This window comes from Kitasatospora sp. NPDC058444 (genome assembly GCF_042721415.1).
Taxonomy (GTDB): Bacteria; Actinomycetota; Actinomycetes; order Streptomycetales; family Streptomycetaceae; genus Kitasatospora.
Map to the genome: position 1 here is coordinate 50,027 of NZ_JBHXLL010000037.1, position 13,389 is coordinate 63,415.

At 72.9% G+C, this 13,389-nt stretch carries 9 protein-coding genes; 2 read left to right on the forward strand and 7 right to left on the reverse strand.

Annotated features, from left to right (window positions below):
• Positions 1-76: 76 nt before the first annotated feature.
• The 3 genes from htpG to ACFWP2_RS29905 all read right to left on the reverse strand — a co-directional run bounded on the left by htpG (position 77) and on the right by ACFWP2_RS29905 (position 4,163).
• Positions 77-2,041, reverse strand: a complete 1,965-nt coding sequence (gene htpG / locus ACFWP2_RS29895) for a molecular chaperone HtpG (protein WP_380457134.1) — start codon at positions 2,039-2,041, stop codon at positions 77-79.
• Between the two features lie 194 nt (positions 2,042-2,235).
• Positions 2,236-3,219, reverse strand: a complete 984-nt coding sequence (locus ACFWP2_RS29900; RefSeq protein WP_380457136.1) for a serine hydrolase — start codon at positions 3,217-3,219, stop codon at positions 2,236-2,238.
• The gene (locus ACFWP2_RS29905) at positions 3,216-4,163 is read right to left on the reverse strand and encodes a LysR family transcriptional regulator (protein WP_380457139.1); all 948 of its coding nucleotides are present in this window, start codon (positions 4,161-4,163) and stop codon (positions 3,216-3,218) included. Before ACFWP2_RS29905 ends, ACFWP2_RS29900 begins: the two co-directional genes overlap by 4 nt.
• 191 nt (positions 4,164-4,354) lie before the next feature.
• Here ACFWP2_RS29905 and bla point away from each other — a divergent pair, with 191 nt between their 5' ends.
• Positions 4,355-5,299: a class A beta-lactamase gene (gene bla, locus ACFWP2_RS29910; RefSeq protein WP_380457141.1), complete on the forward strand. Its 945-nt coding sequence runs from the start codon at positions 4,355-4,357 to the stop codon at positions 5,297-5,299.
• Between the two features lie 503 nt (positions 5,300-5,802).
• Here bla and ACFWP2_RS29915 read toward each other — a convergent pair.
• From ACFWP2_RS29915 to ACFWP2_RS29930, 4 genes are all read right to left on the reverse strand, one after another.
• A complete protein-coding gene (locus ACFWP2_RS29915; RefSeq protein WP_380457209.1) occupies positions 5,803-7,134 on the reverse strand; it encodes a glycoside hydrolase in 1,332 nt (443 codons plus the stop codon).
• Positions 7,128-8,621, reverse strand: a complete 1,494-nt coding sequence (locus ACFWP2_RS29920) for an FG-GAP-like repeat-containing protein (RefSeq protein WP_380457143.1) — start codon at positions 8,619-8,621, stop codon at positions 7,128-7,130. The genes ACFWP2_RS29915 and ACFWP2_RS29920 overlap by 7 nt, the downstream gene beginning before the upstream one ends.
• 206 nt (positions 8,622-8,827) lie before the next feature.
• Positions 8,828-9,595: a response regulator transcription factor gene (locus tag ACFWP2_RS29925; RefSeq protein WP_380457145.1), complete on the reverse strand. Its 768-nt coding sequence runs from the start codon at positions 9,593-9,595 to the stop codon at positions 8,828-8,830.
• 49 nt (positions 9,596-9,644) lie between these two features.
• Positions 9,645-11,360 (reverse strand): amidohydrolase, encoded by a 1,716-nt coding sequence (locus ACFWP2_RS29930; RefSeq protein WP_380457147.1) that lies wholly within the window; start codon positions 11,358-11,360, stop codon positions 9,645-9,647.
• Between the two features lie 352 nt (positions 11,361-11,712).
• Here ACFWP2_RS29930 and ACFWP2_RS29935 point away from each other — a divergent pair, with 352 nt between their 5' ends.
• On the forward strand, positions 11,713-13,245 hold the full coding sequence (locus ACFWP2_RS29935) for a S8 family serine peptidase (protein ID WP_380457149.1): 1,533 nt from the start codon (positions 11,713-11,715) through the stop codon (positions 13,243-13,245).
• Positions 13,246-13,389 lie beyond the last annotated feature (144 nt).

The window sequence follows — 13,389 nt, forward strand, 5'->3', positions numbered from 1 at the left end:
GCGGCCCCGGGCCGCTCCCGCGCGGTGCGGCCCGCCGGGCACTTCCGGCCTCGGCGGGCCGCACCCCCCGGGGGGGTTACAGGCTGTGGGTGAGGCGGTCGGTCAGGAGCCGGGTGAAGCGGGCCGGGTCGCTCAGGTCACCGCCCTCGGCGAGCAGGGCGCTGCCGTGGACGAGCTCGGCGATGTCGACGAGCGACGGGTCGTCGGGCTTCGCCCGGTGGGCCTGGTGCAGGGCGGTGACGAGGGGATGGGTCGGGTTGAGCTCGAGGATCCGCTTCACCGCCGGGAGGTCCTGGCCCATGGCCCGGTACATCTTCTCCAGGGTGGGGGTCAGGTCGTGGGCGTCGCCGACCAGGCACGCGGCCGAGGTGGTGAGCCGGGTGGAGAGGCGAACCTGCTTGACCTGCTCGGCCAGGGTGGTCTGCAGCCACCCGAGAAGGGCGGCGAAGTCCTGTTCGCGCTGGGCCTTCTCCGCCTTCGCCTCCTCACCGCCGTCGGCGTCGCCGTCGCCGTCGAGGTCGACCTGGCCCTTGGCGATGGACTGGAAGCGGTGGCCCTCGAAGGCGGGGACCTGGTCGGTCCAGACCTCGTCGACGGGGTCGGTGAGGATCAGGACCTCGTAGCCCTTGGCGGTGAAGGCCTCCATGTGCGGGGAGTTCTCCACCATCTGGCGGTTCTCGCCGGTCAGGTAGTAGATGGTGTCCTGGCCGTCCTTCATCCGCGCCACGTACTCGCGCAGCGTGGTCTCCTTCTGCGCGTCGTGGGTGGAGGCGGCCGAGACCAGGTCCAGCAGCGCGTCGGTGTTGTCGTGGTCCTCGAGCAGGCCCTCCTTGATCACCCGGCCGAACTGCTCCCACGACTTCGCGTAGGCCTCGGCGTTCGCGGCCCGCATGCCCTTGAAGGCGGCGAGGACCTTCTTGACGAGTCGCCGGCGGACCGCGGTGATCTGGCGGTCGTGCTGCAGGATCTCGCGGGAGACGTTCAGCGACAGGTCGTGGGCGTCGACGACGCCCTTGACGAAGCGCAGGTAGTTCGGCATGAGCGCGTCGCAGTCGTCCATGATGAACACGCGCTTGACGTACAGCTGCACGCCCCGCTTGGTGTCACGGGAGAACAGGTCGAACGGGGCCTGGGCGGGGATGAACAGCAGCGCCTCGTACTCGAAGGTGCCCTCGGCGCGCATGTGGATGGTCTCGGCCGGGGCCTGCCAGTCGTGGCTGATCTGCTGGTAGAAGTCGTGGTACTCGGCCTCGGTCACCTCGCTGCGCGGGCGGGCCCACAGCGCCTTCATCGAGTTCAGCGTCTCCGGCGCGCCGACGGCCTCGTCCGCCGCCTCGTCCACCGCGCCGTCCACCACACCGGAGTCGGCGTCCGTGCCGACGGGTTCGGCGGCCATGCGGATGGGCCAGCGGATGAAGTCCGAGTACTGCTTGACGATCTGGCGGATCTTCCACGCCGCGAGGTAGTCGCCGAGCCCGTCCTCGCCGTCCGCCGGCTTGAGGTGCAGCGTGACCGAGGTGCCCACCGGCAGGCCCTCGGCCTGCGCGATGGTGTAGGTGCCCTCGCCGTCGGACTCCCACGCGGTGCCCTGCTCGGTGCCGGCGCGGCGGGTGTGCAGGGTGACCTTGTCGGCGACCATGAACGCCGAGTAGAAGCCGACGCCGAACTGGCCGATCAGGCTCTGCGCCGCGTCCGCGTCCTTGGCCTCCTTGATCTTGGCCAGCAGGCCGGCGGTACCGGACTTGGCGATGGTGCCGATCAGGTCGACGACGTCCTCGCGGGTCATGCCGATGCCGTTGTCCCGCACCGTCAGGGTGCGGGCCTGCTGGTCGACTTCCAGGGTGATGTGCAGGTCGGAGGTGTCGACCGCGAGGTCGGTGGCGGTGAGGGATTCCAGGCGGAGCTTGTCGAGGGCGTCGGAGGCGTTGGAGATCAGCTCGCGCAGGAAGATGTCCTTGTTCGAGTAGATCGAGTGGATCACCAGCTGCAGCAGCTGGCGGGTCTCCGCCTGGAACTCCAGCGTCTCGGTCGGGCTGGCCACGGGAAGTGTCTCCTTCATGTTCGTACGGACGCGGAAGCGCGGCGAACGGGCGCACGGAACAGCCCCGTCACTGACCACCCCGCCCCCTGTCGTGAAACCGACATCCTTTCACGGGACGAACCGGCCGCCGGGTCGATGGCTCCGACCGGACGGGCCCCGGCGGGGACGGGGGGCCGGCGCGGAGGTGACCGCGGTCAGCTCGTCGTGCCGGTTGCCGCCCGTGCCCGGAGGGCGTCGACGGCGAGGCGGGCGGTGGTTCCGATGGCGGCGTCGGCGGCGGGCAGGGTGATGGTCGTGGCGGCGGCGCGGGTGAAGACGGCGAGGGCGTAGCGGCCGCCGTCGGGGTACTCGACGACGCCGACCTCGTGGCGCAGCGTGGGGAGGGTGCCGGTCTTGCCGTGGACGCGGACGTCGTCGTACGGGAAGCCGGAGGCCAGGCGGTGCGGCCAGACCTGGAGGCCGAGGAGGCGGCGCAGGGCGGCGCCGTGGTCGCCGGGGCAGGCGTCGCCGTGCCAGAGGGCGGCGAGCAGGGCGGTCATGTCGCGGGGGGTGCTGTGGTTGGTGAAGGCGGGGTCGAGGACCCTGAGGCGGGCGACGACGGCGGGGTCGACCGGGGAGTCCGGGCCGGTGTCCTCGGCGAGGGCGGCGATGAGGTCGCGGAGCTTGTGGACGGCGACGGTGCGGCTCAGGCCGAGGTCGGCCATGGTGCGGTTGACGGTGTCGAGGCCGATCTGGTCCCAGAGGGTGTCGGCGGCGGTGTTGTCGCTGACGGCCGCGGTGAGGTAGGCGAGGTCGCGCAGGGAGAGGCGGGCGGTGTCGAGCATGGCGGCGAGGCCGGTCCCGCCGGGGGTGCGGCCGGCGGTGGGGACGTCGACCTGCCGGGTCAGGTCGATCCGTCCGGCGGCGGCCTCGCGGTACAGCGTCACGAGCAGGCAGACCTTGTGGACGCTGGCGGTGCTGACGGCGGTGTCCGCGCCGAGGCCGATCTCGGCGCCGGTGTCGAGGTCGCGCGCGTGCAGCCAGCCGGTGACGCCCGCGTCGGCGAAGGCCGCGGCGATGCGGGTGCGCGCGGCGCGGCTGTGCGGGGCCCGGTCGGCTGTGGTGCGGTCGCCTGTGGTGCGGTCTGCGGCCGTGCGGTCGGCTGGGGTGCGGTCGGCGCCGGTGCGGTCGCTGGTCATAGCGGGAACTCCATTGCGGGCCGGGGGTAGAGCGGTCGGTTGGGCGGCTGGGGCAGCAGGCCGCCGGGGCCGGTCAGCGCCTCGTGGGCGGCCTGGGCGAACAGCCGGACGGCGGGCCCGCCCCGCCCGGCCGGCCAGGCCGTGGAGGTCCGCCAGGCCAGCGGGGTGCCGGTGAGCGGACGCCAGACCGTACCCGGTGGGGGTGTGGTGCGCGGTACCAGGGCGATGGCGCTGCCGGTGAGCACGAGCGCGCCCACGACGTCCGGTCCCGGCGGGTCGACGACGGCTCCGGGGGTGCAGCCGTGCCTGGTCAGCGTGGTGAGGACCTCGTCGTACAGGGCCGGGGCCGTGGCGCGGGGGAAGAGGACCAGGCGCAGGCCGGTCAGTTCGGCCACCGCGAGCTCCGGGCGGTCGGCGTGCGGACCGCGGGCGGCGAGCAGGGCGCCGAGCGGCTGGTGCAGGACGGGGCCGAAGGCCAGTCCGTCGGCCGGGCAGGGGTGGCGGACGACGGCGACGTCGACGGTGTGCTGGGCGAGTTCGCGCACCACGGCCGCGACCGGCAGTTCCCGCAGTTCGAGCCGGGTGCCCGGGGAGGCGGTCTCGAAGCCGGTGAGCAGCGCGGCCAGGGCGGCCGGCCCGAGTTCGGGCGGGACGGCCGCGCGCAGGGTGCCGGCCCGTCCGCTGCGCAGGTCGGCGGCGGTGGCGAGGAGGCGGGCGGCGCTGTCCAGCGTCTCCTCGGCTTCGACGAGCAGCAGCCGGCCCGCCGGGGTGAGGTCGACGCCGCGCGGGCCGCGGTCGAACAGGGTCACGCCGAGTTCGCGTTCGAGGCGCTGGATCCGCTGGGAGAGCGAGGGCTGGGCGATCCGCAGGCGCTCGGCGGCGCGGCCGAAGTGCCGTTCCTCGGCGACGGCGCGGAAGTGGCGGAGGTGCCCCAGCAGGTCCATGGCCAGCAATCATAGGTGTTTTCCTATCGCCCGCTTCACGATTGCGGTCTTGGACTGGGGGGTCGGCGGCCTGATTGGCTGAGCGTGACGGCGCGACCGCGACGGCGCGGACCCCGCCGCGAGGGCCCGACCGTGACGGTGCGACCTCGACGACACGACCTCGGCGACACGAACCACCTGGGAGACCACCGATGACGCCCGACCTCCGCCGCACCCGCACCGCGCTGCCCGCGGTGGCCCTGCTCGTGGCCGCGCTGATCGGCGGGTGCGGCCGGGCGAGCAGCGCCTCGACGGCGACGGCCCCCGGCACGTCGGCCCCCGGCACGACCGTGGCGAGCGTGCCCGCGGCCGGCTCGGCGGACGCCTCCTTCGCGGCACTCGAGCAGCGGTTCGGCGCCCGGCTCGGCGTGTTCGCGGTGGACACCGGCAGCGGCCGGGAGATCACCCACCGGGCCGACGAACGGTTCGCGTTCGCGTCCACGATCAAGTCGCTCGCCGCCGGGGCCCTGCTGCGGAAGGCCTCCGACGCGGACCTGGACAAGGTCGTCCCCTACCGTCAGGAGGATGTGCTGGCGTGGGCACCGATCACCTCGCAGCACGTGGCGACCGGCATGAAGCTGCGCGATCTGGCCGCCGCCTCCATCCAGTACAGCGACAACACCGCGGCCAACCTCGTCACCGCCGAGCTCGGCGGCCCGGCGGCCGTCCAGCGGTCCCTGCGCGACCTGGGCGACTCGACCACCAGCGTCGACCGCACCGAACCCACCCTCAACGAGGCGACCCCGGGCGACACCCGCGACACCAGCACGCCGCGCGTCCTCGCCGCCGACCTGCGCCGCTACGTGCTCGGCGACGCCCTCGCCGCCGACCGGCGCGGGCTGCTGACGGACTGGCTGGTCGGCAACACGACCGGCGGCCCGTACGTCCGCGCGGGGGTGCCCGCCGACTGGAGGATCGGCGACAAGACCGGCAACGCGGGCTACGGCACCCGCAACGACGTCGCCGTGGCGTGGCCGTCGGGCGGGCGCAGCCCGATCGTGATCGTCGTCCTGTCCGACCGCGGGAAGGAGGGCGCCACCTCCGACGACGCCCTGATCGCCCAGGCGACGAAGACCGTCGTCAGCGCCCTCGGCTGACCCGCCCGGCCGCGAACCCCTTCCTCCTCGGCGGCCGCCACGCGCAGCGGTACGTGGCGGTCATGGACGCGATGGTGCGCGGCCGCATCGCCGACGCGGAGGCCTGCTGGTGCAGGGCCGGGGCGTCGGCTTCAGGCGAGGTCGGTGGCGGGCTCGGTCGCGTAGCGGCTCATCGCGTCGCCTCGGTGGTGACCTCGACGAACGGCGTCAGGCCCAGGCGCAGGCCGAGGTCGACCAGACGGCCCAGGGTGGCGCGCGGCAGCAGCGCGGTGGTGAGCAGGACCGCGGACGCGCCGTCCTCGCGGGCCTGGTGCAGTTGGCACGGCCGTCACCGACCTGCTTCATCCCACCGGGGACGACGTCCCCGTGGTACATCGGAGCCGGTGGGCCCGCCGGGGTGCCCCGCGGCGCGGTGCTCCCGTCCTCGGCGCAGGTTCTTCAGGTGTCCTCGCCGGTCTCGGGAGGTCCCCGGCCGGGGCGGGCCCGGCCGGGGGCGCGAGCGGCTACAGGTGGACGTCGGAGACCTCGAAGGTCTGGACGCTGTAGGCACCGCAGTCGGACCAGAACCGACCGCCGTCCATCACGGTGTCCGCGTAGTACTGGTAGCGCTGGCCGTCACCGGCGCCGACGCCGGTGACCCAGCGCTTGACCGGGGCGCCGTGCACGCCCGGCTGTGAGAACGCCGACAGGTCGAACGTCAGCCACTGCGCGTCCTCGCGGAGGTAGGCGACCACGACCAGCTTGTGGTTGGCGGCGTCGTAGGCCGCGACCGCGTTGTTGTGGCCGGTGTCCATGATCGTCATTCCCGGGCGGATGTGCCGCATGTACTGGGCGAGCACCCAGTACTTGGGGTTGACCTCGACCAGCGCCCCGTTGTCGAAGTTGATCGCACCGAAGCCGTGCCAGTCGAGGATCTGCCAGGCCACCCAGGCCGTCGGGTGGAGCAGGCGCAGGTCGGCGTGCAGGTTCTCGGCGAGGGCCAGGCCGTGCGCCCACCCGTCGCCGTACTCCGAGTTCCAGATCCGCTTGCCGTCGGCGGCGACGGCGTCGTACAGCCCGACCCGGTCGCCGCCGAGTTCGTCGTAGCCGTGCACGTTGACCCGGCCGACGGCGGCCTTGGTCGCGGCGTCGAACTCCGGGCTGGTCCAGGTGTTGCGGGCCAGCGCGGTGCCGTTCTCGTCGAGGCCCGCCACCAGTGTTCCGGTCAGGCCCCGGACGTCCAGGTGGGCGCGGGTCCGCCGGATGAGGTCGGCCTGCTGGGCGTGGGTGTAGAAGCAGCCTTCCTGGGTGGTGTCCATCACCGCCTTGTTGCCCCAGTTCAGGCCCGGCTCGTTGAACGGCTGGACCGAGGCGAAGTCGATGCCCCAGTGGTCGTGCGCGTACCGGGCCACCGTCGCCAGGTAGGCCGCGTGGCGGTCGAAGTTGCCGTCCTGGAGGTTGCACAGGCCGTCGGCGGCGCCCTCCGGGTTGTCGTTCTTGAGCATCCACCACATCGGCGAGTTGGCGAAGAGCTCGAAGGTGTCCACGCCGCGGGCCTTCGCCTGCTGGAGCACGCCCCGCTGCTTGGCGTCCAGGGTCCAGTCGAAGCTCGACGAGGACGGGTCGGAGGAGTTCCAGTCGAGCTGGAAGCCCTCGATCTTCTTGAACCCGTCCAGCTGGACCGCCATCTTCCGGGAGCCGATGGTGTTGCTCCCGGACCCGCCGGCGCTGTACCGGACGATGTTCATGCCCAGACCCGGCAGTCGGTGCCCGAGGAACGGGACGGTGTCGCGGGTGAAGAGCAGGTCCGCCAGGTCGTCCCGGGGCCCGGGGCGGCGTGGCCGGGTACCTACCAGCCGTTGCCGATCTTGACCGGTGGCACGCTGCTGTAGCCGCGGAGGCTCTCCCCCGGGTACAGCCGCAGATCACCGCTGGCGTCCTCGCGGGTGACGATGTCCTGATGGCCGTCGTTGTCCCAGTCCGCCAACCCGAACGTCGAGTAGCCCACCCAGCCGTTGCCGATCTCCACGCGCTGGGCGCTGCTGTAGCCGCGGAGGCTCTCACCCGGGTATAGCCACAGTTTCCCGCTGTCGTTGTCCCGGGCGATGATGTCCTGGTGACCGTCGTGGTCCCAGTCGGCCAGCCCGAACGGCGAGTAGGGCAGCCAGCTGTTGCCGATTTCCACTGGTTTCGCGCTGCTGTAGCCGCGGCTGCCGTCGCCCGGGTACAGCAGCAGAGCACCGGTGGCGTCGTTGCGGGCGACGATGTCCTGATGGCCGTCGCCGTCCCAGTCCGCCACCCCGAACGGGGTGAAGCCCTGCCAGCCGTTGCCGATCTTGACCGGCTGAGCACTGCTGTAGCCACGGCTGCCGTCGCCCGGGTACAGCCACAGATCACCGGTGGCGTCGTTGCGGACGACGATGTCCTGATGGCCGTCGCCGTCCCAGTCCGCCACCCCGAACGGGGTGAAGCCCTGCCAGCCGTTACCGATCTTGACCGGCTGAGCACTGCTGTAGCCACGGCTGCTCTCACCCGGGTACAGCCACAGATCACCGGTGGCGTCGTTGCGGGCGACGATGTCCTGATGGCCGTCGCGGTCCCAGTCCGCCACCCCGAACGGCGAGTAGGGCAGTTTGGTCATCTGGCTCAGCAGCCAGTCACGGTTGGCGCCGGCGCCCACCTCGCTGTACGAGGCGGCACCGCCGCAGCTGGCCCCCTTCAAGACACCTGCCTGCACGACGTCACCGCCGCCCGGCGGGGCCACCAGCAGCGGGCCGCCGCTGTCGCCCGGGCACGGCCCCTGACTGACCATGATTCTCTTGATTCCGAGATTGTCCGGTTGCGGCGGGGTGATGAAGGTGACGGCGAACTGCAGTCGAGTGGGCAGGACACCGGCCGCGTTCAGCCCCCAGCCGGTGACGGTCCCTTGGTCGAACTGGGTGAACGGCCCTACGGCCACACCGTCCCACAGGGAGGCCTGATCCGGTGTGGCCAGCTGAACCGGTTTCACATCGGTCACCGGGGAACTGAGTTCGAGCAGGGCGACGTCGTTGTGCCCGCCCGTGTAGGCGGGGTTCCGCAGGATCCGCTTGAGTCTGCGGAGCTCACCGCCCGTGGCCGCCACGTTGTTTCCGACCCGCACCGTCATGTCTCCGACCGAGGTCGGCACTGAGCAGTGCACCGCGGTGAGGACCCAGCTGGGATGGACCAGGGAACCTGTGCAGAGGCCGCCGATGGCGGTATTGCGGACCTCGGCCACGAACTCCAGATCACCGTTCGCGACCGGATTGCCACCGGTGATGGCGTGCGCCGCCGGTGGGGACAGAGTCGACAGTACGGTCACGAGCGCTGCTACGAGGAAAGTGCTGCCCGTCCCCTTCATCGAACCTCCAGGGGGATCAGCCTTCGAGGTGGATCTCACGAAAGCAGGTTTTGCCACGCGCGCACACCGTCACGCTAAGCCCTCGATTCGGCGACGGCGCGGATACGGCGGGCGGCCTGCTCTGATCAGGTGAGCACGCCTCGACCGGGTCAGCGGGGGCAGCCGGGCTAGCGGGGGCAGCCGATTCCCCAGGCGGCGGCCCGGGCGGCGGCGGCCGCGCGGTTGGGGAGGTCGAGCTTGGCGAGGATGTGCTCGATGTGGGTCCCCACGGTGCGCGGCGTGACGTACAGCCGCTCGGCGATCTCCCGGTTGGTACGACCGGCCGTCAGTTCGGCCAGCACCTGGAGTTCCCGGGGCGAGAGTCCTCCCGGCCGGGTCGCGGCACCCGGGCCGGCCGCGCCCGGGCCCACCGCGGCGGCCTCCTCGGGCCGCGGGCCCGCGTGGGGGGCGACGGCCGCGGCGAGCGCCTCGCTGAGCAGGGTGACCACCGCACGGGCGGGTTCGGGCGCGCACCGCGGCCGGCGGGTGCTCACGTTCAGCATCCCGACGTACCGGCCGTCGACGGCGAAGAGGCACTGGGCCACGCCGTCCTCGACGCCGAGCGGGCGCAGCACCTCCCGGAAGCCCGGGGAGGCCGCCAGGAGCCGTCCGGGGACGTCCCCGAGCCACAGGCCGCCCCGGGCCGGGCTGCGGAGCACGGGGAACACCGGATCGCGGTGCAGGCGGGTCTCGATGTACGCGGTGGCGTCGTCCGGGTAGCTCCCGGCCAGGGTGGTGTGGCACCCGCGCTGCGGATCCCACCGGGCCAGGGAGGCGTGGTCGTACTCCATCACCCCCGACAGTGCCGCCAGGACCGCGTCGAGGCCGGCCGTGCCGGCGACGGCGCTCCTGGCGGCCTCGCGGACGCCGACGGCCGCGTCCAGGATCTCCGTCACGCTCCGCTCCGCTGCCACCGTCCAAGAATGATCATGTGCCCGGATCGCGTCAAACGCGCGCGCCCGGGGCGGGGACCTCGTGCACGATCCGCCCGTCCATGACGGTGAGGACGACGGGCATGGTCGGGATGTCCCGGGGGTCGGCGGCGAGCAGGTCGCCGTCGAGCACGCACAGGTCCGCGGCCTTGCCCGGCTCCAGGGAGCCCTTCCAGTCGTCGGCGAAGTCCTGCCAGGCCGCGTCGATCGTGTAGGTGCGCAGCGCCTCGGCCAGGCCGATGCGCTGCTCCGGGCCGCTGACCCGGCCGGCGGCCTTGGACTCGCGCAGCATCATGGTGGCCAGGCCCTGGCGCCAGTCGGGGTGGGTGACCGGTGCGTCGGATCCGCTCGCGACCCGCACGCCGGCGTCGATGGCGTCGCGGTACGGCCATGCGTAGGCGGCCCGTTCGGCGCCGACGAGTTCCTCCTCCATGTCGGCGACGGTCCACTTGATGGTGGGGTTCATGTTGACGCCGAAGCCGTGCGCGGCCAGCACCTCCATGCTGTGCGCGGTGAGGAAGTCGCCGTGGATGACGTAGTGGCGGGCGTCGGGCCGCGGGTGCTCGGCCATGGCCGCGGCGAAGGCGTCCGCGACGGTGTCGATGGCCCGGTCGCCGGTGACGTGGACGCCCAGCTGGTGCCCGGCGGTGTGGGCGAGCCGGATCATGGCGTCGATCCCGGAGGTGCGCTCGGTGTCGGTGTCGCCGCCGACGCACAGGGAGCCGCAGCCGCCGCCGACGTACGGCTCGTGCATCCAGGCCGTCTTGTTGGGGACGATGCCGTCGGCGAAGACCTTGACCCCGTGGACGGCGAGGCGGCGCGGGTCCGTGTCGCCGGGTCCGTCGAGGTCCGCGAGGCCGCGGGCGAACTCCGCGGTGGTGCTCGCCATGCCGGTGGGCAGCAGCAGGACGCCGACGCGGGCGGTCAGTTCGCCGTCGGCCAGCAGCCGGCGGTAGACGTCGAGGGTCTCCTCGCCGAGCGCGCCCCGCATGATGCCCTCGCCGCCGGGGCCGAGCCCGGGCTCGGTGTAGCTGGTCACGCCGAGCCGGGCGAGGGTGGCGAGGGTCGCCCTGATCGCGTCGGTCCGCTCCTGCCGGCTGAGCGGCGGCAGCGCGTTCTGGACGAGGGCCTGGGCCCCCTCCTGGAGCAGCCCGGTGGGCTCCCCCGTCTCGTCCGCGACGATGGCTCCGCCGGGCGGGGCGACGGTGCCCCGGTCGATGCCGATGAGCTCCAGGGCCTTGGAGTTGACCCAGGTGGCGTGTCCGGAGAAGGAGTACAGCACGACGGGGTGGTCCGGGCTCACGGCGTCGAGGTCGCGCCGCGAGGGTGTGCGCGACGGGTCCAGGCGGCACTCGTCGAGGTATCCGGTGTCCCAGCCGTGCCCCGTGATCCACTGCCCGGCCGGGGTCCGACCGACCGCCTCCCGTACCGCTTCGGCCACGTCCCCGAGCGAGGACACCGCGGGGTGGCCGAGGTCGAGGGAGAGCGGCGGCGTGGCCATGCCGAAGGCGCATCCGTGCAGGTGGGAGTCGTTGATGCCGGGGAGCAGGGTCGCCCCCCGCAGGTCCACGACCCGGGTGCGGGGCCCGATGAGCGGTGCGACGTCCTCGCTCCGGCCGACCGCGCTGATGACCCCGCCGGTCACCGCCAGGGCCGAGGCGACGGAGAAGTCCGCGTCGACCGTGACCACCTGCCCGTCGAGAAACACCAGATCCGCGTGCGTGTCCACAGAACGACCTTTCGGGAACCGGGCGCACCGCGGCCGTCCGCGGGCGCTCCTGGGAGGACTATGGCCGCGCCTGCGCCGCCCGCGCATCGGTCATCCCACCGATGCGCGGCTGCCGGGGGCCGGTGCCGGAGCGGGGGCCGGTGCCGATGACGTGCGCCGGGCCGCGGCGGCGGCCCCCGGCCGTCCGTGCCGGTGCGCCGCCGGTGTGGTCAGGTCACCGCCGAAGTGCCGCCGAATCATTGATGGTTGGTGAACGGCGGGATAGCTTTCACTCCTGTACCACCCGTCCTGTCTCTGCCCGGCCGGCACTCCGTCCTCGGCCGGTCCCCCACCCGGATGATGTGGAGAACCCATGGCTCAACTGCGTTCCTTACTGCGGCTCGGCCTGGCCGTGCCGGTCGCGCTGTCGCTGACCGCCTCGCTCGGATCCCTCGCCGTACCGGCCTCGGCAACACCCCTGGCCGGGGCCGCCGTTCAGGCCGGGGACGCGCGACTCCAGGCGTACGTCGTCAACACCGGGACCGACCGTCGCACGATCGCCGAGGTGCAGCGGGCCGTCACCGCGGCCGGCGGCACCGTCGTCGTCACGTACGACGCGATCGGCGTCGTCGTCGCCCACTCGGCGAACCCCGACTTCGGCAGGCGGATGCGCGCGGTGCGCGGGGTGCAGTCCGCGGGTGCCACCCGGACCGCGCCGCTGAGCGCGGTGGGGACGACGGACCGGGGTGCGGTGCGGTACCTCTCCGGAGCCGGGGCCGGGGCCGCCGCGAACGCCGCGAAGGCGTCCGACGGCGGCAGTCCGGGCGCCGAGCCCCTCGAAGCCGAGCAGTGGGACCTGCGGGCGATCGGCGCGGACCGGGCCGCGGAGGTCAACCCGGGCAGCCCCGACGTCACGGTCGCCGTGATAGACACCGGCGTCGACGACACCCACCCGGACCTCGCCGCGAACTTCTCCCCGTCGCAGTCCGCGAACTGCGCCGATGGCAAGGCCGACACCACGTACGGCTCCTGGCGGCCGGCGGACCCGGACTACTTCCACGGCACCCACGTGGCGGGCACGATAGCCGCGGCCCGCAACGGCATAGGCGTCGCGGGCGTGGCACCCGGGGTGAAGGTCTCCGGCATCACGGTCTCCCAGCCCACGCCGCGCCAGCTGATCTACGCCGAGAGCGTCGTCTGCGCCTTCGTGTTCGCCGCCGACCACGGCGTGCAGATCACCAACAACAGCTACTACGTGGACCCTTGGCAGTACAACTGCCTGGACGACCCCGACCAGAAGGCCATCGTCGACGCCGTCGACCGCGCCCAGCTCTACGCGCAGCGCAAGGGCACCCTGAACGTCGCCGGGGCCGGCAACGCCAACCACGACCTGGACTCCGACGGTTTCGCCGACGGTCGCAGCCCCAACGACTCCACCCCGGTGAACCGGACGGTCGACCCGCACCGGTGCTGGGACCTGCCCGCCCAACTGCCGGGCGTCGTCACGGTCAGCGCGACCGGCGCCAAGGGCGTGAAGTCGTCCTACTCCAACTACGGCCTCGGCGTGATCGACGTCGCGGCACCGGGCGGCGACCAGTACCAGGCCTCGGACACGCCGTCCCGGCACGGCGGTGTCCTGTCGACGCTGCCGAACGGCCAGTACGGCTACGAGCAGGGCACGTCCATGGCCACTCCGCACGTCTCCGGCGTGGCCGCGCTGCTGAAGTCCGCCCACCCGCACGCGACCCCGGCCCAGTTGCAGGCGCTGCTCAAGGCCCAGGCGGACAACCCGGGGTGCCCGGCCGTGCCGGAGGGCGGGACCGCGGACGCGGTCTGTGCGGGCGGCAAGCGCGTCAACGGCTTCTACGGCTTCGGCATCGTCAACGCACTGCGCGCGGTCGAGTAGGCGAGAACGCCCCCGGCCGTTTCGGCCGGGGGCGTTTCGTCGCGCCCGGTCACCGACGCGCAAGCGAACCGGCCGGTCGCGTGGGGAGGCGGGCGGTCCGCTGCGGGAGGATCCGCCCGGACCGGTCGGGTCGGGCGCGCAGTA

Bases quoted from the DNA above. Each gene is read 5' to 3' on its own strand.
- ACFWP2_RS29900 (WP_380457136.1), bottom strand. From the start codon at position 3,219: ATGACCAGCGACCGCACCGGCGCCGACCGCACCCCAGCCGACCGCACG.
- ACFWP2_RS29905 (WP_380457139.1), bottom strand. From the start codon at position 4,163: ATGGACCTGCTGGGGCACCTCCGCCACTTCCGCGCCGTCGCCGAGGAA.
- bla (WP_380457141.1), top strand. From the start codon at position 4,355: ATGACGCCCGACCTCCGCCGCACCCGCACCGCGCTGCCCGCGGTGGCC.
- ACFWP2_RS29935 (WP_380457149.1), top strand. From the start codon at position 11,713: ATGGCTCAACTGCGTTCCTTACTGCGGCTCGGCCTGGCCGTGCCGGTC.